A 21,353-nucleotide genomic window follows, 5' to 3' on the forward strand; every position below is an offset into this window, starting at 1 on the left:
CGCTAGCAGATATTGCACGAGGAATTGCACGCATGAACCATGAAGTGATCGTGACCTGTGCCGTCACGGGTGCAGGGGACACCGTCGGCAAGCATCCCGCCATCCCCGTCACGCCGAAACAGATCGCCGATGCCGCGATCGAAGCCGCGAAAGCCGGCGCAACCGTTGCGCATTGCCATGTGCGCGATCCGAAAACGGGCCGTGGCAGCCGCGATCCGAATCTGTATCGCGAAGTCGTCGACCGCATTCGTTCCGCCGATACGGACGTCATCATCAATCTGACGGCGGGCATGGGCGGCGATCTGGAGATCGGCCCGGGCGAAGATCCAATGCGCTTCGGTGCGAACACCGATCTGGTGGGAGGCTTGACGCGGCTTGCGCATGTCGAGGAACTCTTGCCCGAGATTTGCACGCTCGATTGCGGCACGCTCAATTTCGGTGACGGCGACTACATCTATGTGTCGACGCCCGCGCAATTGCGCGCCGGCGCAAAGCGAATCCAGGAACTGGGTGTCAAGCCGGAGCTGGAGATCTTCGATACGGGGCATCTGTGGTTCGCGAAGCAATTGCTGAAAGAAGGTCTGCTCGATGCGCCGCCGCTGTTTCAGCTTTGCCTTGGCATTCCCTGGGGCGCGCCCGCCGACACCACGACGATGAAGGCCATGGTCGACAACCTGCCGCACGGTGCGCATTGGGCCGGTTTCGGCATCGGCCGCATGCAGATGCCGATGCTCGCTCAGGCGATGCTGCTCGGCGGTCATGTGCGCGTCGGACTCGAAGACAACATCTGGCTCGACAGGGGCGTGCCCGCGAGCAATGGATCACTGGTGACGCGTGCGGTCGAGATCATCGAACGGCTCGGCGGCCGTGCGCTGACGCCGGCGGAAGGTCGCAAGAAACTCGGTCTACCCGCGCGCGGCGAACGGTTGCTCGAAAGACGCGCGGTCGAACAGTTCGCCTGATCGAACCAACGGTATTGAACGCTTCGAATATTTTCTGAGGAACATCGGCAATGGCAGTGATTACCGACATCAAGACATGGGCTGCAATCGGCGCGGGCGTGATCGGCAGCGGCTGGGTGGCGCGCGCGCTCGCGCACGGCCTGGACGTCGTCGCGTGGGACCCGGGGCCCGGCGCCGAGAAGCAGTTGCGCGACAACGTCGCGAATGCATGGCCCGCGCTCGAACGCGTTGGACTGGCGCCGGGTGCATCGCAGGAGCGCTTGCGCTTCGTGAAGACGATCGAGGAGTGCGTCGCGGAGGCGGATTTCATTCAGGAAAGCGCGCCGGAGCGCGAGGAGTTGAAGCTTGCGTTGCACGATCAGATCAGCCGTGCCGCGAAGCCCGACGCGATCATCGCTTCTTCGACATCGGGCCTGCTGCCGACCGATTTCTACGCGCGGGCTTTGCATCCCGAGCGCTGCATCGTCGGGCATCCGTTCAACCCTGTGTATCTGTTGCCGCTCGTCGAAGTGCTGGGCGGCGAGCGGACTGCGTCGTCGACCATCGATGCCGCCATGCAGATCTATCGCACGCTAGGCATGCGGCCGCTGCATGTGCGCAAGGAAGTGCCCGGCTTCATCGCGGATCGCCTGCTCGAAGCGTTGTGGCGCGAGGCGCTGCATCTGGTCGATGAAGGCGTCGCGACGACGGGCGAGATCGACGATGCAATCCGTTTTGGCGCGGGCATACGATGGTCGTTCATGGGCACGTTCCTGACGTATACGCTCGCGGGCGGCGATGCGGGCATGCGGCACTTCATGCAGCAGTTCGGGCCCGCGCTGGAATTGCCGTGGACGAAGCTGGTTGCGCCGAAGCTGACGGACAAACTGATCGATCGCGTGGTCGACGGAACGGCCGAGCAGGTCGGTCCGCGTTCGATCAAGCAGCTCGAACGCTATCGCGACGAGTGCATCACGAACGTGCTGTCCGCGATTGCGGAAACGAAAGCGCGTCATGGCTTGCGGGCCGACGAATAAGGTCGCGTATCATCAGCGCGTGTGGGGCATCGGAGCCGATATCCCGCACGCGCAAGGTATCCATTCAAAGCGACGGAGACATTCGCCATGCCGCGACATGCGGAATTGCCTGCGTATCACGACGTCGTGCGCGCCGAGTGGGTCGACTACAACGGCCATCTGCGCGACGCGTTCTATATGTTGATCTTCAGCTTCGCCACCGATGCGCTGATCGACCAGATCGGCCTCGACGACGCAGTGCGCAAGGCGCGCGGCCGTTCGATCTACACGCTTGAAGCGCACATCAACTATCTGCACGAAATCAAGGAGGGCGCGAAAGTGCGGACCGAGATGCGCGTGCTGGCGCATGACGCGAAGCGCATGCACCTGTACCTCGAAATGTTCGCCGGCGACGGTGAAGAGCCCGTCGCAGCGGGCGAGCAGATGCTGTTGCACGTCGATACGAGCGGGCCGAGTTCCGCCTCCTTCGACGCCGATGTCGAGGCGCGCGTGCGTGCTTTGGTCGAGGCTCAGGCGGCGCTGCCTGCCGCCCGCTATGCAGGGCGTGTGATCGGTTTGCCGGGCCAGACGCGCACCTAAAGAAGGCCGGCATCTGCGTGGATAATTGGGCAACTGATAAGCGGAGCACGCGCCATGCTCGAGCCTGAGATCGTTGCGTTCGTTGAACGCACGAAAAGTCTTTATCCTGCCGATCGCGGCGAGTCGACTCCTGCTGAGCAGCGCGCGATGTACGAGCGACTGGCGGCAGCGTTCACGCCGCCGCTGCCCGACGGTGTGACGACTCGGGATGCGCTGTTCACGTCGCCCATGGGCGGATACTCCTTCATGGTGCGACTGTATGCGCCGACCGACCACGCGCGCGCGTCGGGCACGGTGCTGTACTTTCACGGCGGAGGGTTCGTTGTCGGCTCGCTTGCGAGTCACGAGCTGATCACTGCGCGCATCGTCGCGGATACGGGACTGTGCGTCGTGGCCGTCGATTATCGGCTGGCGCCCGAACATCCCGCGCCCGCCGCTCACGACGATTGCCTGGCGGTGACGCGCGCTGCGCTCGACGGCAGTTTGCCGTTCGGTCCGCTGCCGCGCTCGCTGCAACTCGCGGGCGACAGTGCGGGCGGCACGCTGGCCGCGAGCGTCGCGCTACGGCTGCGCGACGAGGGTGTGCCAGGCGTGCGCGGTCTCGCGCTGGTCTATCCGATGCTGGGCGTCGAACCGCAACTGCCCGCGCGCGACACGGAGGCCGATGCGCCGATGCTCACGCTTGCCGACGTGCGGCGCTACGGCGCGCTGTACTGGCGCGGTCGGTCCGATTGCACGTGGACCGTGCCGCTCGAAGCGTTGCGCTACGACGGATTGCCGCCGACGCTGGCAATCGGCGTCGAGCACGATCCGTTGCGCGACGATGCGCGCGTGTTCGTTGAACGCATCGGCGCGGCGGGCGGGCAGGCTCACGCGCCCGTCGGCGCTGGTCTTGTCCACGGATCGTGGCGTGCGCTGGCGACGAGCCCCGGCGTGCAATGGATGCATCGCGAAGTGTGCCGCTTTCTCGTCGAGCACGCGGCAAGCTGACTGCCGCTCCAACTGTACTGATCCGTCGAAGATCGATTGTTGCTCGAAATGCTGGTTATGCGGCGAGCGCGTGTTCGAGCACTTCGGCCGCGATCATCGCGGAGGCGTTTGCGGGGGCAGGACGTTCTGCGGGCTTGAAGACCGCGTCGCCGCGGCGAATCTTGCGGCGCGAAACGGCGCAGGTACCCGACGTATGCGCCGAGCGGCGGCGCCAGCGCTGTTCGCCATAGTGGCAGCGGCCCGGTTCGATCCAGCGGATCACCAGCGTCGTGTCAGAGTGCTCGAGAATCTCGATGCGCAACCCGTCAGCGCCCGTCAACGGTAAACACTCCAAGGTCGTCATGGTCGGCTCCGTAGTTGTGGTGTGCCGAATTTAGTCCCGCGCGCGCGTGAGAGCCATTGTGTCCGAGTAGAAACACTGTTCCCGATTCCGCAATAATGAGATGGCTGCTGTGTACGGGAACGGTACAAAGCGGATTTGCGGGCGATCGGATCGATTGCGCGCAAATATGCAACGAACTGTTGTATGAAAAGCAGAAAAGGGCGGGATCATTGGCGGGGTGATCCGGCCGCGGGCCGCATCCTATAAGATGGGCGGCCCGGCAGCCGGACTAGCGGGGTGCGGCATCCCGTGTGCTTGCATCTGCGGACGGCTTTTGCCTGCATCATCATAGCGATGCGCCATTGCTGAATGCGCATCGAACCTGTTCACGAGGTCACATGAACCAGCGCCCGCCCGACGTTCCATCCGAAGCCGACCTGCCGAATCGCCGCAAGGTACAGCGAATCGCGTCGACCGCGTTGTATGCCGTGATGGTGGCGCTGGCGATCTGGGTGATCCGCGATTTTGTGCCTGCCATTGCGTGGGCCTGCGTGATCGCGATTGCGCTGTGGCCGGCGTTTCACCGGATCGAAGAGCACAAGTTCTTCAAGGGGCGGTCGACGCTGATCGCGACCGTTCTGACCATTGCGATCGGCCTGCTGTTTCTGCTGCCCGTCGGTATCGGCATTGCGCAGGCGGCGTCCGAGGCGCACGACGTGATCGAATGGGCGCGCGGCGTGCAGGAGAACGGCATTCCTGTGCCGGACTTCGTGCAGCACCTGCCGTTCGGTGCGGCGCAGATCGGGAGCTGGTGGCAGGACAACCTGAGCCAGCCGTTGCGCGATTCGCCCGCGATGAAGAGCTTGCACGGTGGGGCCGTCGTCACGTTCGGGCGGCATTTCGGCGCGCGCGCCGCGCATGCGCTGATGCTGTTCGCGTTCATGCTGGTCACGCTGTTCGTGATCTTTCAGGCGGGGCCGAAGCTGTCCTGCGAGCTGATGAAGGGCGTGCGGCGCGCGTTCGGCTATGACGGCATGCATCTGTTCGAGCGGATGGCGGCGGCCGTGCGCGGGACGGTGTCGGGGCTGGTGGTGGTCGGGATCGGCGAGGGTGCGCTGCTGCTGGTGGCTTACATGCTGACGGGCGTCCCGCATGCCGCGCTGCTTGGCTTCGTCACGGCGATTGCGGCGATGCTGCCGTTTTGTGCACCGGTCGTGTTCTGCGGCGCGGCGCTGTGGATCTTCGTCGAGCAAGGCGCGCTCATTCCGGCGATCGGTCTTGCCGTGTTCGGCTTCGTCGTCGCGTTTGTCGCCGAGCACTTCGTGCGGCCTGTGCTGATCGGCAGTTCCGCGCGCTTGCCTTTCCTGCTCGTGCTGTTCGGGATTCTTGGCGGCGCGGAGACCTTCGGTCTGCTGGGCCTGTTCGTCGGCCCTGCGCTGATGACGGTGCTGATGGTGCTGTGGACCGAGTGGATCGAGCGCTGAGCCTTTTGAGCCGCGCTCTTGCTTGCTGCGTCTGGGATTCCGGGGCGGTCAGGCTCGGGGCCGATTTGACGGCCTGATCGCAAGGCTCAGGCGGGGCCGGAGCCGCGCAGACGTAGGGTCAACACGCGCGAGATCGGCACGGATGCCTTGGCGACGGCGAACAGCGAGCCGATGGCGACGGCGTCGGCGACGAGGCCGAGCGGCACGTTCAGATATCCGTCGGTGGCCGTGTACAGCAGCGAGTCGACGACCAGCGAGATCACTGTGCCGGCGACGAAGCACAGCAGGCCTTTGCGCCCGACGAGCCCGACCCAGGGCAGGCGCTGCGCGATCTCCCTCGCCCAGCCGAGGCGCACCATATTCGCGACGAGCCACGCGATCGCGAGGAAATTCATTGCACGCAGCCATGACAAATTCTGCTTCAGGCTGCTGTCGAGCGGCGTCACTTCCACGAACAGCTTGAACCAGGCGGCCGCCGCGACGATGCCGCACGCGAGCGCCGTCACCAGCCAGCCGTAGCGATGCGCGCTCGTGCGCTGATAGACAGGCTGTGTCTGCGCGATCACACCCAGCACGAACATCAGCTGCCATGCGAACGGGTTGAAGTCCCATTGCGCATTTTCCGCGACGGGAAGGTGCGGCAGCATCGACGGCGCAATGCCCCATACGGCAAGGCTGCCCGCGAGCAGCAGCCACGGCTTGCTGCGCGCGAGCGGCAGGATCATAGGCACCGCGAACGCGAAGAACGCGTACATGGGCAGGACGGAAGCCAGATACGGCTGGCGACGGAACAGCAGGATGTCGCGCAGGACGGCGGCAGGCGTGTCCATCATGTCGTCGAGATCGGTCGTGGCCATGTTGGGCGCGTCGATGCTGAAGGCGCTCATGACGGCGCTCACGACCAGCATCAGGACGGCCGTGACCAGAAATGCGCGGTACAACTCCAGTGATCGCTTGAAGAAACGGTTGCGTGCGTCGGCCTCCGTGTGACGGTTGGCGAGTGACGCGTAGGCCGTGGCCGTCGCGAATCCGCCGAGGAAGACGAAGACTTCGGCCGCGTCGCACAGCGCGTACGCGTGGAGCGTGGCGCGCGACAGGATGCTGCCGCCGATGTGGTCGACGACGATAAATAAAAGAACGAGACCTCGGAAGAAGTCCAGCTCGATCAGACGGTTTTTTGATGTCTGCATGCGTTTTCTGCTTTTTCTGCTTTTTCAGCAAAACGCCTCCCCGAGACGGTGCGCGGGTGGCGCGCAGCGCGGTTTCGGTGAAGCGGGAATGGTGGGGGGCTTTGGCGCAGTTGCTGCCTGTGCGCGGGACGGTGCTGGTTGCGCACTTGGGACCCATTGATTGACCGACATTATCTCTCAGAGTTCACCCTCATTGCATTTTCGCGAGAAAAATGCATCGCGATGAGGGGCGCCGAGTGTGTAGGGAGTCTGTGTTGAGTCTCAAATAATGTGCGGGTTGGCGAAAACGGTTCGAGTATTGGCCGGAACGACGGGGGTGGCCTCGGTAACCTTGCGACCGCAATTGTCACTATCTCGCCGGTCGTCGACTGGTCATGCTCATGAGGGGGGCGGGCGGTAGCCCTGTAATTGATCTGGCAATAGAAACACCCATGCGGAAACCGGTTTCCGTCGGGGATGGCAGCTTAATAACAATATGGATAACTAAATGAAAAGCGTCGTTCGGATGGTGGGTAGAGCAACTGGTCGAGCTGGCGTGGTTCGGCGTGTCGCCAAGCGAATTTTCGATGTCGTCGTTGCGTCGCTGTTGATCGTATTGCTGTTGCCGCTCTTCCTTGTAATCGCCGTTGTGGTAAGGCGCGACGGTGGGGCGGTGCTGTATGGGCATGTACGCATCGGGCGTGACGGCGTTCCATTCAACTGCCTGAAGTTCCGGTCGATGGTGGCAAATGCGGACGCGGTTCTCGAGGAATTACTCAAGCGAGACCCGGTGGCGCGCGCCGAATGGGAGCGCGAGTTCAAGCTTAAAAATGATGTGCGCATCACCGCGATCGGGCGTCTGCTTCGCAAGACGAGTATGGATGAGTTGCCACAGCTCTTTAATGTCGTCAAGGGTGAAATGAGTCTGGTTGGTCCGCGTCCAATCGTCCGGGAGGAACTGCTGCGCTACGGCGACAACGCTTCCTACTATCTGATGACGAAACCCGGGATGACTGGACTGTGGCAGGTGAGTGGGCGGAACGATGTCGACTATTCGACACGGGTCTTGTTGGATGTTGCTTATGTCAAGGAATTGTCTTTGCGCCGCGATCTTTGGATTCTCTTCCGGACCGTGGGTGTGGTGTTCCGAGGTTCAGGCGCTTATTGATGCGTCGAAGTTTTAGTAACAAAGCGGGTTATGAGGTTGTAGATGAATGTGTTGAAACAGGCAAAACGTTTCATGCCACGATGTGCGTTCGATATGCGACGAGTCGGCATCTTGATCGCCATGCTTCCAGTGTGCGTGACGATGTCTGCCTGCGGTGTGGCGCCAGGCATGAGGATGCAACAGCCGGCGACTCTTCCGGTGAGTACGTCTAGCGCGTCGACTGACGATGACAGACTTCAGGTCCCGATTGCTGATATCAACCTCGCGTTGATCACACGTCTACGCGAGGATGCACGAAAGGCATCGCTCGATTGGACCGGGCTGACAAGGGCGCACGGGGCGTATACGGTTGGGGCGGGCGACGTGCTGCAGATTACCGTATGGGATCATCCGGAACTTGCGGCGGCGTTGGGTACGCAGTCGCAGTCGAGCGCGCGCGCAGCGGATGCTCCACCGGGCTTTGTCGTTGATCAGGACGGCACGCTTCAGTTTCCGTTCGTCGGTCGAATTCAGGTTGCTGGCCTGCAACCCGAGAAAATCCAGATGATCCTGGTCAAGGCCTTGAGCAAGTCCTACCAGTCTCCGCAGGTGACGGTACGGATTGCTTCGTTTCGTGCAAAGCAAGTGTTCATCGAGGGAGAAGTTCACGCGCCCGGCTCACAACAGATCAACGACATTCCGATGACACTATATGACGCGATCGGCCGTGCGGGAGGCCTCGCATCGACGGCGGATCAAAGTCGCATCGCGCTGGTGCGTGATGGGGTTCAGCACGAGATTAACCTGACGGAAATGACGGCGCGTGGCGAGAGCCCCTCGCACATCGTTCTGCAAAACGGAGATGTCCTGCGAGTACCGGCACGGGACGAAAGCGGCGTTTTCATCATGGGCGAAGTCAACAAGCCTCTATCCGCGGTACCGATGAAAAGTGGCAAGCTGACGCTCAGCGATGCGCTGTCGCAGGCAGGTAGCTTGAACTCGGCATCCGCGGACGCCGCTCAGCTTTATGTGATCCGAGGCGGCGAAGGGAAAGAGCCTCAAGTTTTCCATCTCGACGCCACTTCGCCTGTCGCGATGGTACTCGCCAATCAGTTTGATCTCCAACCCAAGGACATCGTGTATGTCGACGGTAACGGTCTAGTACGTTTCAGCCGCGTGTTGAGTTTGCTACTGCCTGCGATCAATGCCGGACTTACCGCCGCTATCGTCACCAAATGATTGAAAAGATCCTTGTTGTGTGCGAAGGCAACGTTTGCCGCAGTCCGATGGCCGCTGCGTTGCTGAGTGTGACGCCGGGAGGTCACAAGGTCACGTCGGCGGGATGGAACGCTATGGTTGGCGCGCCTGCCGCGCCATTCGCGCGCGAGATCATGCAAGCACGCGGCATGAACATCGACGCACATAGAGGTCGTCAACTTGGTTTGCCAGACTGCATCCACGCCGACCTCATTCTTGTGATGGACCGCAGGCAGCGTGAACTGATCGAACGCGAATATCCCCTCGCGCGCGGAAAGATCTTCCGTCTTGGCGAGCATCGGAACATCGATGTAGACGATCCGTTTCGTCAGCCGCGGGCCGTTTTCGAGCGCTGCGCGCATCTCATCGAAGTCTGCGTCGCCGATTGGCAGACGCGATTGAAGACATTGTAAATATAGAAGCGTCAACGCCGCCTACATGCTCTGGTCGAGTGATGTGGGCGGCGCTGTTGCAAGGAATATCCGGTTGTATGATGAACGAAGAGACCCTGAGAACTCGTAATTCAAATGATCGGGATGATGATGGGAGCAGCGATGTCGTTGCGATCCTCGACATCCTCCTGGAAACCAAATGGACGATCCTGGTAATCGTCTCCGCATTTCTGTTGTTGGGTGTCAGTTACGCGCTCCTTGCAAAGCCAGTCTACCAAGCGGACATCATGGCCCAAGTTGAGGGTACTCCTGACACGGCGCCGGCCGATGGCCTTTTAGGCGATGTTTCGTCGCTGTTCGACATCAAGTCGTCAGCGGCGGCTGAAACGCAAGTTCTTGCTTCGCGGCTCGTGGTGTCGCGCGCAGTCGATAAATTGCATCTTTATATCAGCGCGAAGCCGTTACGCTTTCCCATAATCGGCAGTTGGGTCGCGCGACACAACAACGGACTGACAGATCCGGGTGTCTTTGGGATAGGTGGCTATGTTTGGGGGCAAGAGAGTATCGATGTCGCTGTTTTCAATGTACCGCACGAGATCGAAGGCGATGCATTCAAGCTGACTTTACTTGACCCGAAGCACTATCGAATTTCGGGGGACGACCTTCAAAAGAGTGCTGAGGGCACAATCGGCTCGATCGAACGCTTTGACAGCGTGAGCGGTCCAGTGGAACTGCTTGTGTCGTCGGTAACCGCCCGGACCGGCGCTGCGTTCAGGCTCGTGCGAAATTCGCGTCTGCAAACGATCGAGGACTTGCAGGATCACCTGGACGTGCAGGAGAAGGTCAAGCAATCGGATGTCATCGTAGCGAGCCTGCAGGATACTGACCCGCTGTGGCTGGCGGACGTTCTCAACGAAATTGGTTCGCAATACGTTCAGCAGAATGTCGAGCGAAAGTCGGAAGCTGCTGCGCAATCGCTGGATTTTCTGAAGCGGCAATTGCCGCAACTGAAGGCACAGTTGAGCGAGTCGGAAACCATGCTCACGAAATTTCAAAACGAGCGAGGGACCGTTGATCTAAGCGAAGAGGCCAAGCAGGCGTTGCTTCAAAACGCGGACGCACAGACGCGTTTGCTCGAGTTGCAGCAAAAGCGCGCCGAACTCCTTACCCATTTCACGCGTGACAATCCGAATGTTGTCTCGGTAGACCGGCAAATCGAATCGCTGAGTTCGTATCGGGATTCCGCACACGCTCAAATCCGTCGCCTGCCGGATCTCCAACGGGAGTCGGTCGGCTTACTGCTTGATGTGAAGGTTAATACGGACATGTACGCGGCGTTGCTGAACAACATGCAACAGCTGCAACTGGTACGTGCGGGCAAGGTCGGAAACATCAGACTCGTCGACACGGCAGAGATTGAGGAGGTCCCCGTCAAGCCTAAAAAAGTACTGGTGATCATCGCATCTTTGATGTTTGGCCTGCTATTCAGTACCGGGTGGTCTATTTCTCGCTGGTATCTGTTCAAAGGGATTACGGACCCATCAGAGATTGAGCGTCGCCTTGGACTGAGCGTCTATGCAACGGTGCCACTCAGTTCGCATCAAGTTCTCCTTTCCAATAAATCAGAAAGGAACGGTGCAGCAGGCGAATTGCTGGCGCTCGCGTTTCCAGACGATCCAGCAATCGAGAGCCTTCGCAGTCTCAGAACGGCATTGCAGTTTGCGATGCTCGAAGCCAAAAACAACTTGGTTCTGATAGCAGGATCGGCGCCGGGCGTCGGGAAAAGCTTCGTCTCGGCCAATCTGTCTGCCGTACTTGCAACGGCCGGTAAGCGCGTACTGCTTATTGATGGCGATATCCGTAAAGGACGACTCAACGAATACCTGGGATACTCGCGTGAAGGCGGGTTTTCAGATGCGATCAGCGGAAGCATTTCGCTTGAGGACGCCATTCACTGTGGCGTCGTACCGGGACTTGATTTCATCTCCACCGGAAATCGTCCGACGAATCCATCGGAGCTGTTGCTGAACAGCCGGGTCGACGGATTGATCAAGGAGTTGTCTGCACGCTACGACATTGTGATCATCGATTCGCCGCCGGTGCTGGCAGTTTCTGATGCCTGTACGCTCGCCGCGTTGGCGGGAACCATATTTCTGGTCGCTTTCTCAGGCGCGACGAAGCTTGGGGAGATTAGTGAATCCGACAAACGCCTGGCGCAGAACGGCATCAAGCTGAACGGCGTCGTGTTCAATGGCATTAATCCAAAACTCGGCTTGTACGGATACGGCTCAAAGTACGGTAGCTATCGCTACGTCGCGTACGAATACGGCCCAGAACGTGACGCGTAGCGAGTTGCAGAAAATGATACGGCTGAAGGATTCCGTCATATCGCTCGCGGGCGTGGTCGCGGGCCAAATTTCGCTGTTTCTTTGCGTTTCTCTAATCGGGCGCTCTCAGGGACCAGCGGTATTGGGGCACTTCAACTATCTACTCGCGTGCGGGACATTTGCGGGAACGCTGCTGGGGTTCCGATACGAGCTCGCTTGTGTATCGGACAGTCCGCGTTACGCGTTCAATGCACTCGTCAATGTAACCGTGTTTAGTGCGACGGTGATGGTCGTCGCCATATGCGTAACACTCGCCATGTCTCATGGTGAACTTCTTGCCGTGGAAAGCTACGCATTCGCTTTTCTTGTGCAGCAGGCGACGAGTTCTTATTTGAATAGTTTTCGCAGATACGATCTAATCGCCGCAAGCCGGCTGGCCATAAATGGTTCGTTCCTGCTGTGTCTCCTGACGGAGAGATGGACTGGAACTCTACACGGCCTAGATGTGTTTCGGACGTACTCCGTCATAAACGTCTTGCTCACGGTATTGTCGCTGGCTGGTGTTCTGCTCCACGGCAGACGTCACGGTTACCGGGCTCAGATCGGTCTTGCGTTCTTCTCGGAAAATCGTCGCTTCGCAACCTTCATTCTTCCATCCACAATCTGCGGATCAGTTCTGACGTACTCGCTTGCGATCATTATTCCGCAGTGGTTTGATGCGGAAAGTGCGGGATATTTTGCGGCTGCCTATCGCTTGGGTTTCTTTCCTGTCTCATTGATTGGACAGAGCCTCGGCAGCGTGTTTCGCCGTGATGCAATCGGCGCCTTGGCGCACTGCGATGCAGATATGCTTCTGCATCGGGTATTCATGACCTACGCAAAATTTCTCGTCCTGATTGCAATCGCTTACGGAGCGGGAAGCGCTTTGCTTTTTTCGTCACTGGTGCGCATCTTCTTCGGTACAAGTTGGCGTGGGGCAAGCGATTTCTTTTACGACTTGGTACCGCTTTTTGCGGTTCAACTGATTTACGTTCCACTTTCTCAGATATTTCTGGTTACCAGAGAACAGCGGCTTGATTTTCTGTTTCAGTTTGGATCTGCTCTTGTATTGAGTTCAACGCTATACACCACTCATATATTGAGCTTTTCTCCGCATTCAAGCGTCCGAGCGTTCTCGTTCGCGGGTGTCGTCACGATGCTAGTCGGACTCGCGTTGACATATCAGGTAATGAAGTGCAGTGCATTACGTTTGCGCAAAGTGGCGTGAAATTTTCTATTCTATTCTGAGAGCCGTTGATGACGATTGCCGTCGTAGTCGATTCGCTTGAGCGCTTCTATTTCATTCGTCGTCTCGTGAAGCCGATCGAGGACGAATGCGATTTCGTCTTTATCACGAGCGAGCCTCTTGCTCATCTTTTGCTCCGACTCGAAGGGCATCGCTCGGTCTATCTTCGGCGCGATGTTGGGATTCGTCAGGTCTCTACATATGACGCATCAGCGTTTGAGCGCTCTATCGAAGTCTTGAACGGACAGATTGACGTAAGCGTTGCTCGCGTGGACTCGATGGCGACGTTTGCCGCTGTGTCGGAACTTTTTAGCGACGGCACCATTGAGCGCTGTGTGATGTGGAATGGACAGCAATTGGTATGTAGGGTCGTTAGCCAGGCATGTGCGAAATACGGCGTGCGAACGCGGTTTTTAGAGCTATCAAATCTACCAGGAAAATTGTTTGTCGACGATTCAGGGGTAAATGCGCTTTCGACAATCGCTAAAAACCCGACCATCATAGATGGTTATCCATTGCCAGATCGAGCGGATCACAATCGCTGGATAGAGGAATATGAAGAATATAAAAGACAACCGCTCCCTCAATCACGGACATTGATCAGGCGAAAATCTCTTTCGCTACTTAACTACGCGTTGAAGTTTTTGACATGTGGCGTTGGTCGAAAGCGACTCGACCGAACGCGGGCTAGCAATGGAGCGAGACTTCCCTCGCTAATAACGGAAATAGACGTAAAAGAACTCATCTCGCGACGTTATATATTTTTGCCTCTTCAGGTATCGGGTGATACGCAGATCAGACTGCATTCGGATGTCAATAATCTTCAGGCGATCTTGATCGCGCTCAAGTTGGCAAAAGAGGAGGGGCTTGATCTGATCGTCAAGATTCATCCTGCGGAGAACGATAGGTCACAAATCGATGAAATCGTACACCTCCAAAAAATCCACAACTTTCGGATTGCATGCACTGCAACTGTGGATTTAGTCAGATATGCATCGGTTGTTGTAACAATCAACTCAACCGTTGGTCTGGAAGCGATGTTGTATGAAAGACGGGTTGTAGCCTTGGGGCGTTGCCTATACAAAGAGTTCGATCATGACCGGTTGATGAAGTATATCCACGGATTCTTGGTGGATGGAATCGATTATTTCGGAACCGATCCAATTGACGGGTGGGCCGCGAGGCGAACATTTTCGATTGGGGGCGACGTATGAGCGTTACGATAAGAGGCACACTACGTTTGATAGTTGAGGATCATAGGTGTAATTCGTTCGTTAAGTCTCGATTCGTTCTTTTATTATTCAGGATGGCGAACTATTTGGCCTCTAGGAATAAATTAACCTTGATCCTTGGGGCGCCTGTTATTGTATTTTATACATTGGTATGCGACTGGATAATGGGAATTGAAATTCCGGTGAAAACGCAAATCGGAAAAGGCTTGACGATATATCACGGTTTTGGCCTTGTTATTAACGGATACTCGGTGATTGGCGACTACTGCGTGCTACGTCATGGAGTGACGATCGGGAATATTATGCGCGCCGATGGCACATACACGGGTGCCCCGATTATTGGAAACTGCGTCGAGTTTGGTGCCAATTCCATTGCACTGGGCGAAATAGAGATTGGAAACAACGCCCGCATCGGTGCGGGGGCTGTACTGTTATCCAGCCTGGCCGAGCACGCTGTAGCCGTTGGCGTTCCAGCTCGCGCAGTAGAAAAGGATAAGCGAAAGTGAAAGTTTTCATTCTGCATTCGGGTAAGGCCAACTACCCAGAGATTAGCGCGTATTCTGCTGTGCTCGTCAAGCGGGGATTTCAGGTTTTTGACGGCGATAGTAACGAATATTCACGATTCCCGTTCAAGGATGAATGCGTACTCTGGTGCATCATGGGTTTCTATCGTACGCATGGCGAAGCACGGTTCATCATTCACGACTATCGCTCGCTTTCGGTGAGGCCTTTTGCAGCCTGCAAGGATTGGGTCAAGCGGGCAATGAACGCCACGCCGAATCTCAGGGCTTTTCAGAATGTACAAATGCGCGATGCGATGAATTTCGGAGATGATATTCCGTCTGTAATTTTGCCGATGGGTGTGCCGGATTGGATATTCGATCTCGTTGACGACGAGTGTGACGATGCTATAGACAAGAGGAGCGTCGGCCGATTCTGTTACATCGGTGAAATGAGTAGGGAGCGTGGTTTCGATAAGCATGCTTGCTGCATGGCAGGCTTCACCTTGGAAGCGAAAGAACCAGTTCGTGTTGGTCGGACGCCCCGAACCTGCGATTTACGATGAGTTTAAGGATACGCAAGGGTTGACTTTCGTGGGACGTGTTCTACAAAAGGACGCGTTGCGTATTGTCCGACGATCTGAGTACGCTATCTGCTACTTTCCCTATCATCGTCCGCACTGCTTTCAGACTCCTACAAAACTCTTGGAGTATGCCGCGCTTGGTAAAAAGATTATTTGCAACGACTCACCGTCGAACAGAACTGCCTCTCAAGAATTCGGGATTCATGCACTCATGGCGGGCCGAACAATCTTCGATAGCTTGCCACTCGACGAATCTTCTCTAACTATAAGACAGAATGAACCTCACAAGTTGAGACAGATTGCGTGGTCGGCAGTAATCGAAGATTCCGGCATTCTTGTGCACATCCGAGACGCGGTCGGCACGACTGTCGCGCGACGGATTGAACGCGCTGAGAGCGCGTTATGAAGATTGTTCAAGTCTTGGAGTCCTGCGCAACAGGTACGCTGTCGATGGTTTGCCTGATCGCAAACAGGTTTGCGAACGACGGGCATGAAGTGCATGTGGTCTATTCGATCAGGGATGAAACACCCAACGCACTTAGAACGATGTTCGACAATAGGGTGATACTCAAGCATATTCAGATGCAGGGGCGCGGCTTGTTTTTTGCAATTGCACGGCTGCGAGCTACGTTAGTCGAGATACAGCCCGATGTCATTCATCTTCACTCGTCGGTGGCAGGTTTTCTTGGCAGATTGGCGACACTATTCTCGTGCAGGCGTTCGATCATTTTATACAGCCCGCATTGCATCGCATTCATGCGCCAGGATATCTCGCGGTTTGCAAGATCCACATATATTGCGTTGGAGCGTTTGGCGTCCATGCGAAAGGCCGTATATGTGGCATGTTCTGAAAGTGAGTGCCACGCAGTATGGGCTTATTTGCGGAAACGTGCAGTAGTCGTTGAGAACGCCGTATCGGAAATATGGACGTCAGAACACGGTTCGCTTCACCAATGTGGCCGTGCCTCGTCAGGGTTCCGGTGCATTGTCACCGTCGGAGGCATTCGGCGACAAAAGAATCCTGAACTGTTCGCACGTATCGCTTCAACGTTTCGCGACAGTAATTTACGCTTTGTCTGGGTCGGAGACGGCGAGGAGAAATTCAAGCAGCAACTCGTCGATGCGGGCGTTCGTGTTACCGGGTGGGTTAGTCGTGAAGATGTCATTCGGAATCTGGAGCAGGCCAGCATTTACCTATCGACGGCATCGTGGGAAGGGATGCCCGTATCGGTGATTGAAGCGATGCTAACGGGACTACCCGTGGTCGTTTCCGCGTGCGCTGGGAATGTGGACGTTGTACGTGGGGCCGTGACCGGCGTGGTCTTCAATAACGAGATCGAGGCAATTAACGCAATAAAAAATATTTCGGATAACGACGTATGGCGAGAAGATCTCGCCAACCGAGGCCGGTGCGAAGCGCGAAGGCGGTTTTCGGAAGATCGGTTTTTCGAAGTTCTGATTCCGCTCTATCTAGGCCGTGTTGTCGCTACTCGAACTTAAGAGGCTGCATCTATTATTTTTGGAATTGGAACATCAATGAATATCGCCATCGCACCGAGCATAGTCGTCGGTAACACGCTGCCATTCGTGTTGTTCGGCGGGTTAAACGTGCTCGAAAATCTTGATCTCACACTCGAAGCGTGTCAAACATTCGTCGAGGTCACGCATAAGCTTCAGATACCTTTCGTGTTCAAGGCATCTTTCGATAAGGCAAATCGCTCGTCCATACATTCATACCGAGGTATCGGGCTTGACGAAGGACTTGAGGTTCTCAGTAAAGTTAAAGAGCGATTCGATGTTCCCGTCGTCACCGACGTGCACGAAGCATGGCAAGCAAAACCCGTGTCCGAAGTGGTGGATGTGTTGCAGATTCCGGCGTTTCTCGCTCGCCAAACCGACTTGGTCGTGTCCATAGCTCGCGCTGGAAAACCCGTCAATATAAAGAAGCCTCAGTTCATGAGTCCCTCGCAGATCAGGCACATAGTCAGAAAATGCAACGAGGCGGGAAACCCGTACGTGATTCTCTGCGAGCGAGGCAGTTCTTTCGGATATGACAACCTGATCGTCGATATGCTTGGCTTTCGGGAGATGCGGGACGCGAGCGACGATTGCCCTGTCATTTTTGACGTCACACATAGCCTGCAGCGGCGTGAACCGGCAAGTGCGGCGTCCGGCGGCCGGCGACGCCAGGCACTTGAGTTGGCACGCGCCGGTATGGCTGTGGGGCTGAGCGGGCTCTTTTTGGAGGCCCATCCGGATCCGGACCGTGCACGGTGCGATGGCCCCAGTGCATTGCCGCTTCATCTGCTTGAACCGTTTCTCTTGCATGTCAAAGCAATCGATGACCTTGTCAAGAGTTTGCCAACGGTTGAGATTCAATAAGCGGTGTATCGCTGTTACGTTATTTCATGAAATTTTAAGCGAGCTAATCTGGATTCGCAAATCATGCAAGCATTGAACTATATCGAGTCCGCGCGAGCCGTCTTTCAGATCGAATCAGAAGCGCTTTTGGGTGTTGCCGACAGGCTTGACGCTGAATTTAATGGCGCAGTGGAAAGAATACTGAACTCTACTGGCCGAGTCGTGGTTTGTGGTATGGGGAAGTCGGGAATCATTGGACGCAAAATCGCGGCCACCTTGGCAAGCACCGGCACCCCCAGTTTCTTTATGCATCCAGGAGAGGCGTACCACGGCGATCTGGGTATGGTCACGCCGGACGACACGTTTTTGGCGATCTCGAACTCCGGAGAGACAGACGAGGTGATCAAGTTGATTCCATTCTTGCGGAATAACTGCAACCACCTGATAGCACTGACCGGAAATGTGCAATCGACGCTTGCAAAGGCAGCCGATTGTCATCTGTATATTGGTGTCAAAGAAGAGGCGTGCCCGTTCCAGCTTGCGCCGACGGCGTCGACGACAGCAACCTTGGCAATGGGCGATGCGCTCGCTGTGACGTTGATGAAGGCGCGTGGCTTTCGCCCCGAGGGGTTTGCGCGCCTGCATCCCGGTGGGTCGCTTGGAAGAAGGCTTTTGCGTAAGGTCGAGGATGAAATGGTTAGCACCGAGTTGCCGATCGTCACGGAGGACACGCGCGCGGTAGAGGTATTGCGAACAATGACTCGCGGACGACTCGGGCTCGCAATCGTCCGAAGACAAACGGGATGGGGAGTTGTGACGGACGGTGATCTACGTCGTGCGATTCAGGCTTTCGGGGATGCGTTGTTCGTCAAAAGCGCGTGCGACATGATGTCGGTTGATCCTGTGATGGTCCCGGTCGGCACACGGGTTGAGGATGCGTTGATCCTGATGGACGAGCGCAAGATCGGCGCGTTGTTGGTCTTTGAATGCTCGGACGTCGTTGGGGTGTTCAAGAAGTAGGTGCGGGTTATGACGGCAATTTGTCTATAGCTTCGAATCATGCTTCACGAACATCGCAATTTTCATTTCCTAACGTCTCAATCGGTAGCTATTGCTATGAGAATAGACGATGCTTGATCATACGATTTACGTCATAGGTTTAGTAAATCGAATGATGGCATTTGATTTTAAGTTTACCGATTGCTCTGGAATAGAGGTGCGCACAATGTCCCGATCTGAAGTTATTTCATATTTTTTAGAGCTGTGAAGAAATATTCGTTTGATTATCTTAGATCAACTTCGCCGATGCGCAGCGTCGTTCCGTTGATTTTAATTGTTATCTTGTTTTTTCTTTTCCCTTTTGCGTCATTTTATATAGCTCTTATTTTTATTTGTATCGTCGCGGGCATTCGATCACCTGATCGAATGCTCGTTGCTTTCATTTGCATGTGCGCAATTGTCTCGCTTGGCCCTCTGATCGCTCTTAAACTACCCATTCAAGACGGTGGTAACGACAAGTTACAGTACCTTGATTTTATGCGTACGATGCATTCGGTAGGGGTTGCGAAGTATCTAATGCGTCAGCCTGAGATTATTTCATTTTTATCTATTTATTTTGCATCGTCGCTGGCTGGATTCAGCGATTTGGCGTTCTATTTAATATTCGTCGTATATTTTTCGTTGTTTTTGATCGTGCTGTGGCGAGGAGAGTATCGGATGATCCCTATATTCTTAGTTCTTTTCATCTCGTCATCGTCGTTCTTTGGAACCTATGGAAACTTGATCCGCCAAGCGATGGCCTTTCCTTTCATATTTGCAATGATTTTTGCGAAGAAAAGAGGAAAATCGGTACTTTATATGGTTCTTGCCGGTGCGGCTCACATACCTGCTTTACTAGTTTGTCTGCCTTATGTGGTGCTAAGGTATTTCAATAAAATTATTATATTTTGTTTTTTCGCTATTGCGCTAGTAATATTAGTTGCAGCGAGTGGGGTTGGTGACTTTGTGTCTTTGTTGGACGGAGGTGATTCATACCTGTCCACAAAAATCAGTATTTACAATAATTGGGATTCTTATAGTGTATTGGGGGTGGCAATTTTCGCAATGGGAATTCTTGCCGTAAGCAACATTTTGTGGCTTCTTTGTCGAAAAAAACCGGGTCTATTTCCAAATCATACTCGTCTTTCTGCGCGAAATTGTTTGATTGCTGTTGATGTTTCAGGGTTGTCACTGTTTTTTGCATACGGTCAAGCAAAGGTATTTGAGCGAATATATATATATTTTTTTGTTATAGCGCTTGTATATTTATCCTGTATGCTAGTACGCGTACGGCAGGGTTTGTTAAAAGTTTGGGTTATTTTTGTATTCTTAAGCTATTCAGTATATGGATTGGTAAAAAATCTGGAAACTCAGTCGTTGTTATATGGGGGGCATCCAATCGATTTTCTTACAGAAAATATTATGAATCTGTATCGGCAGTTTGTGTAGTTGTTTTTTTGGTTGGTAGGTTAAGAACGTCTCAAGTTGAAAAATGGTAAATTTTAGAGGTGTAAAGCCTGGGGTGTGCTTATTTCAGAAACAATATGCACGGGCTGTTCTTTTGGGAATTGCTGTAACGTGTGCGATATTGGTGACGTCAACTCAGTCGGCGGTGGCGGATGTAACCCCCCCCGGCGTCGTGATCGCACACAGCTTTGCACGTACGGGGGTCTATCTTGGATCACCAGCAATCGCGATATTGCCGGATGGAGCGTATGTCGTAGCACATGATACGTTCGGTCCCGGGTCAAGGCAGAACACCGAATCACTGTATGAATCTAGGGATGAAGGACGGTCGTGGAAGAAGTTGGTCGACGTTAATGGTCAGTACTGGTCTTCTCTCTTTGTGGATCACGGCTTATTGTATATCGTTGGAACGAGTGGATTCTCGGGATTGCCCTGTATTCGCAGGTCGGCCGATGGTGGTCGATCTTGGTCGGTTCCACGCGATATTGGCACGGGCATGCTCAGCAATGAAGGAAAGTATTTTTCCGCTGCTGTCCCAGTCGTTGTGGGAAATGGTCGCATCTGGCGCAGTATGGAATCGGTAGAGCCTACAGGCATTTGGAGCTTTATGATGTCGGCTCCCATAGATAGCAATCTTCTCGACGGACGGAATTGGAAGTTCACAAACCGGTTGAGACCAAATGCGGAGTGGCTTAATGGAAGGTTTAGAGGATGGTTGGAAGGAAATGCAGTCGTTACATCGCATGACGCGGTCGTAAATGTGCTGCGTGTTTATTTTAACGACTTGCCAGAGAAGGTTGCGCTTGTGTCCGTCAGTCCAGACGGCACTAAAGCCACTTTTGATCCTGAGAGTGGGTTCGCAGATATGCCGGGAGGAGGGAAGAAGTTCACGATACGTTTTGATTCGCGGTCCGGCCTTTATTGGTCGCTAACCAATTCGGTGGACGCGGGATACGGTGGTTCCAATTACGAACGAGCACGAAATACGCTGGCTCTTGTTGCGTCTCGGGATCTCCGTAATTGGAGCATTCGACGTGTCGTTTTACATCATAACGATTGGAGTAATCATGGATTCCAATACGCTGATTGGCAGTTCGATGGAAATGATATTGTCGCAGTTGTGCGCACATCGTTTGATGATGGAGACGCAGGCGCGCATTCCCAGCATGATTCGAACTACATCACTTTCAATCGAATCGCAAATTTCCGGGACATTGGTATAGAAAATTGATTTGGATTTG

18 protein-coding genes and 2 pseudogenes are annotated in these 21,353 nt (G+C 55.4%); 18 read left to right on the forward strand and 2 right to left on the reverse strand.

The genetic code is table 11. The features are described from left to right. The first annotated feature begins 32 nt into the window (after window positions 1–32). From G3N95_RS28505 to G3N95_RS28520, 4 genes are all read left to right on the forward strand, one after another. Entirely contained in the window at window positions 33–962 is a 930-nt protein-coding gene (locus G3N95_RS28505; protein WP_205973439.1) for a 3-keto-5-aminohexanoate cleavage protein, read from the forward strand. Window positions 963–1,012: 50 nt separating this feature from the next. Then, the gene (locus G3N95_RS28510; protein WP_205973440.1) at window positions 1,013–1,978 is read left to right on the forward strand and encodes an L-carnitine dehydrogenase; all 966 of its coding nucleotides are present in this window, start codon (window positions 1,013–1,015) and stop codon (window positions 1,976–1,978) included. Window positions 1,979–2,065: 87 nt separating this feature from the next. After that, window positions 2,066–2,557 carry a thioesterase family protein gene (locus tag G3N95_RS28515; protein ID WP_205973441.1) on the forward strand — a complete coding sequence of 164 codons (492 nt, stop codon included), beginning with the start codon at window positions 2,066–2,068 and terminating at the stop codon, window positions 2,555–2,557. Between the two features lie 54 nt (window positions 2,558–2,611). Next, window positions 2,612–3,547 carry an alpha/beta hydrolase gene (locus G3N95_RS28520; RefSeq protein ID WP_205973442.1) on the forward strand — a complete coding sequence of 312 codons (936 nt, stop codon included), beginning with the start codon at window positions 2,612–2,614 and terminating at the stop codon, window positions 3,545–3,547. Window positions 3,548–3,602: 55 nt separating this feature from the next. Here the strand turns inward: G3N95_RS28520 and G3N95_RS28525 are convergent, their stop codons facing one another. Continuing rightward, window positions 3,603–3,890, reverse strand: coding sequence for a DUF3331 domain-containing protein (locus G3N95_RS28525; RefSeq protein WP_205973443.1), 288 nt, complete (start codon window positions 3,888–3,890; stop codon window positions 3,603–3,605). A 377-nt stretch (window positions 3,891–4,267) separates the two neighbouring features. Between G3N95_RS28525 and G3N95_RS28530 the strand changes: the two genes are divergently transcribed. Further along, complete coding sequence (locus G3N95_RS28530; RefSeq protein WP_205973444.1) at window positions 4,268–5,353, forward strand: AI-2E family transporter; 1,086 nt, start codon at window positions 4,268–4,270, stop codon at window positions 5,351–5,353. Window positions 5,354–5,439: 86 nt separating this feature from the next. Here the strand turns inward: G3N95_RS28530 and G3N95_RS28535 are convergent, their stop codons facing one another. Further along, a complete protein-coding gene (locus G3N95_RS28535; RefSeq protein ID WP_205973445.1) occupies window positions 5,440–6,543 on the reverse strand; it encodes an OpgC domain-containing protein in 1,104 nt (367 codons plus the stop codon). Between the two features lie 529 nt (window positions 6,544–7,072). Here G3N95_RS28535 and G3N95_RS28540 point away from each other — a divergent pair. The 13 genes and pseudogenes from G3N95_RS28540 to G3N95_RS28600 all read left to right on the forward strand — a co-directional run. Continuing rightward, window positions 7,073–7,690 (forward strand): annotated as a pseudogene (locus G3N95_RS28540) (sugar transferase); the annotation flags it as partial. 93 nt (window positions 7,691–7,783) lie between these two features. Further along, the gene (locus G3N95_RS28545; protein WP_241019010.1) at window positions 7,784–8,908 is read left to right on the forward strand and encodes a polysaccharide biosynthesis/export family protein; all 1,125 of its coding nucleotides are present in this window, start codon (window positions 7,784–7,786) and stop codon (window positions 8,906–8,908) included. Then, complete coding sequence (locus tag G3N95_RS28550; RefSeq protein ID WP_205973447.1) at window positions 8,905–9,339, forward strand: low molecular weight protein-tyrosine-phosphatase; 435 nt, start codon at window positions 8,905–8,907, stop codon at window positions 9,337–9,339. The genes G3N95_RS28545 and G3N95_RS28550 overlap by 4 nt, the downstream gene beginning before the upstream one ends. Before the next feature lie 80 nt (window positions 9,340–9,419). Continuing rightward, a complete protein-coding gene (locus G3N95_RS28555; protein ID WP_205973466.1) occupies window positions 9,420–11,666 on the forward strand; it encodes a polysaccharide biosynthesis tyrosine autokinase in 2,247 nt (748 codons plus the stop codon). Between the two features lie 13 nt (window positions 11,667–11,679). After that, window positions 11,680–12,912 (forward strand): oligosaccharide flippase family protein, encoded by a 1,233-nt coding sequence (locus G3N95_RS28560; protein ID WP_205973448.1) that lies wholly within the window; start codon window positions 11,680–11,682, stop codon window positions 12,910–12,912. Between the two features lie 29 nt (window positions 12,913–12,941). After that, window positions 12,942–14,144, forward strand: a complete 1,203-nt coding sequence (locus G3N95_RS28565) for a capsular biosynthesis protein (RefSeq protein WP_205973449.1) — start codon at window positions 12,942–12,944, stop codon at window positions 14,142–14,144. Next, complete coding sequence (locus G3N95_RS28570; RefSeq protein WP_205973450.1) at window positions 14,141–14,668, forward strand: serine acetyltransferase; 528 nt, start codon at window positions 14,141–14,143, stop codon at window positions 14,666–14,668. Before G3N95_RS28565 ends, G3N95_RS28570 begins: the two co-directional genes overlap by 4 nt. Further along, window positions 14,665–15,652 (forward strand): annotated as a pseudogene (locus tag G3N95_RS28575) (glycosyltransferase). Before G3N95_RS28570 ends, G3N95_RS28575 begins: the two are co-directional and overlap by 4 nt. Continuing rightward, window positions 15,649–16,746: a glycosyltransferase gene (locus G3N95_RS28580; protein ID WP_205973451.1), complete on the forward strand. Its 1,098-nt coding sequence runs from the start codon at window positions 15,649–15,651 to the stop codon at window positions 16,744–16,746. The pseudogene G3N95_RS28575 and the gene G3N95_RS28580 overlap by 4 nt, the downstream one beginning before the upstream one ends. 36 nt (window positions 16,747–16,782) lie before the next feature. After that, the gene (gene kdsA, locus G3N95_RS28585; RefSeq protein ID WP_205973452.1) at window positions 16,783–17,628 is read left to right on the forward strand and encodes a 3-deoxy-8-phosphooctulonate synthase; all 846 of its coding nucleotides are present in this window, start codon (window positions 16,783–16,785) and stop codon (window positions 17,626–17,628) included. 63 nt (window positions 17,629–17,691) lie between these two features. Continuing rightward, window positions 17,692–18,627 carry a KpsF/GutQ family sugar-phosphate isomerase gene (locus G3N95_RS28590; RefSeq protein WP_205973453.1) on the forward strand — a complete coding sequence of 312 codons (936 nt, stop codon included), beginning with the start codon at window positions 17,692–17,694 and terminating at the stop codon, window positions 18,625–18,627. A gap of 285 nt (window positions 18,628–18,912) precedes the next feature. Next, window positions 18,913–20,094, forward strand: coding sequence for an EpsG family protein (locus tag G3N95_RS28595; protein ID WP_205973454.1), 1,182 nt, complete (start codon window positions 18,913–18,915; stop codon window positions 20,092–20,094). Between the two features lie 112 nt (window positions 20,095–20,206). Further along, window positions 20,207–21,343: a sialidase family protein gene (locus G3N95_RS28600; protein WP_205973467.1), complete on the forward strand. Its 1,137-nt coding sequence runs from the start codon at window positions 20,207–20,209 to the stop codon at window positions 21,341–21,343. Window positions 21,344–21,353 lie beyond the last annotated feature (10 nt).

The sequence above is a fragment of the Paraburkholderia sp. Tr-20389 genome, assembly GCF_017104565.1.
Classification (GTDB): Bacteria; Pseudomonadota; Gammaproteobacteria; order Burkholderiales; family Burkholderiaceae; genus Paraburkholderia.

Bases quoted from the DNA above. Each gene is read 5' to 3' on its own strand.
- G3N95_RS28505 (WP_205973439.1), top strand. From the start codon at position 33: ATGAACCATGAAGTGATCGTGACCTGTGCCGTCACGGGTGCAGGGGAC.
- G3N95_RS28510 (WP_205973440.1), top strand. From the start codon at position 1,013: ATGGCAGTGATTACCGACATCAAGACATGGGCTGCAATCGGCGCGGGC.
- G3N95_RS28515 (WP_205973441.1), top strand. From the start codon at position 2,066: ATGCCGCGACATGCGGAATTGCCTGCGTATCACGACGTCGTGCGCGCC.
- G3N95_RS28520 (WP_205973442.1), top strand. From the start codon at position 2,612: ATGCTCGAGCCTGAGATCGTTGCGTTCGTTGAACGCACGAAAAGTCTT.
- G3N95_RS28525 (WP_205973443.1), bottom strand. From the start codon at position 3,890: ATGACGACCTTGGAGTGTTTACCGTTGACGGGCGCTGACGGGTTGCGC.
- G3N95_RS28530 (WP_205973444.1), top strand. From the start codon at position 4,268: ATGAACCAGCGCCCGCCCGACGTTCCATCCGAAGCCGACCTGCCGAAT.
- G3N95_RS28535 (WP_205973445.1), bottom strand. From the start codon at position 6,543: ATGCAGACATCAAAAAACCGTCTGATCGAGCTGGACTTCTTCCGAGGT.
- G3N95_RS28545 (WP_241019010.1), top strand. From the start codon at position 7,784: ATGCGACGAGTCGGCATCTTGATCGCCATGCTTCCAGTGTGCGTGACG.
- G3N95_RS28550 (WP_205973447.1), top strand. From the start codon at position 8,905: ATGATTGAAAAGATCCTTGTTGTGTGCGAAGGCAACGTTTGCCGCAGT.
- G3N95_RS28555 (WP_205973466.1), top strand. From the start codon at position 9,420: ATGAACGAAGAGACCCTGAGAACTCGTAATTCAAATGATCGGGATGAT.
- G3N95_RS28560 (WP_205973448.1), top strand. From the start codon at position 11,680: ATGATACGGCTGAAGGATTCCGTCATATCGCTCGCGGGCGTGGTCGCG.
- G3N95_RS28565 (WP_205973449.1), top strand. From the start codon at position 12,942: ATGACGATTGCCGTCGTAGTCGATTCGCTTGAGCGCTTCTATTTCATT.
- G3N95_RS28570 (WP_205973450.1), top strand. From the start codon at position 14,141: ATGAGCGTTACGATAAGAGGCACACTACGTTTGATAGTTGAGGATCAT.
- G3N95_RS28580 (WP_205973451.1), top strand. From the start codon at position 15,649: ATGAAGATTGTTCAAGTCTTGGAGTCCTGCGCAACAGGTACGCTGTCG.
- kdsA (WP_205973452.1), top strand. From the start codon at position 16,783: ATGAATATCGCCATCGCACCGAGCATAGTCGTCGGTAACACGCTGCCA.
- G3N95_RS28590 (WP_205973453.1), top strand. From the start codon at position 17,692: ATGCAAGCATTGAACTATATCGAGTCCGCGCGAGCCGTCTTTCAGATC.
- G3N95_RS28595 (WP_205973454.1), top strand. From the start codon at position 18,913: ATGCGCAGCGTCGTTCCGTTGATTTTAATTGTTATCTTGTTTTTTCTT.